Source organism: Pseudomonas sp. 43(2021) (genome assembly GCF_017490805.1).
GTDB lineage: Bacteria > Pseudomonadota > Gammaproteobacteria > Pseudomonadales > Pseudomonadaceae > Aquipseudomonas.
Window position 1 is genome coordinate 1 of the sequence record NZ_JAFGYJ010000228.1, and the last position, 545, is coordinate 545.

Sequence of the window (545 nt, forward strand, 5' to 3'; positions counted from 1 at the left end):
GCCTCGATCCGAACCACCAGCGCGGCGTCGTCGAGCTCGTGCGGCGCGTGCAGCGCGAGCTCGGCATCACCGTGCTGTTCTCCGCGCACGAGCTCAATCCGCTGTTGAACGCGCTCGACCGCGTGCTGTACCTCGGCAACGGCGTCGCGGCGCTCGGCACCGTCGACGAGGTGATCACGAAACCCGTGCTGTCGCGCCTGTACGGCTCGCCGATCGACGTGATGCGCGTGAACGGGCGCATCTTCGTGATGTCCGGCGACGTCGAAGTCGAGAAGCACGATCACGGCCACGAGGACGAGCACGACCACGGACACGAGCATGGGCATGCGCATTCACATGGCGGCGGGCACTCACACGATGTTTGAATACGAATTCATGATCAACGCGTTCGCGGCGGCGGGGATCGTCGCCGTGCTCGCGGGCATCGTCGGCTACTTCCTCGTGCTGCGCGGGCAGACGTTCGCGGGCCACGCGCTGTCGCACGTCGGCTTTGCCGGCGCGACGGGCGCGGCGCTGTTCGGGCTGTCGCCGATCTGGGGCATGCT

Annotated in this window: 1 protein-coding gene and 1 pseudogene; both read left to right on the top strand. The window is 67.5% G+C overall.

Annotated features, from left to right (window positions below):
* A pseudogene (locus J5M71_RS26900) lies at nucleotides 1-365 on the top strand (hypothetical protein); the annotation flags it as partial.
* The coding region (locus tag J5M71_RS26905; protein ID WP_207838546.1) for a metal ABC transporter permease at nucleotides 358-545 on the top strand (188 nt) is incomplete at its 3' end. The pseudogene J5M71_RS26900 and the gene J5M71_RS26905, both read left to right, overlap by 8 nt.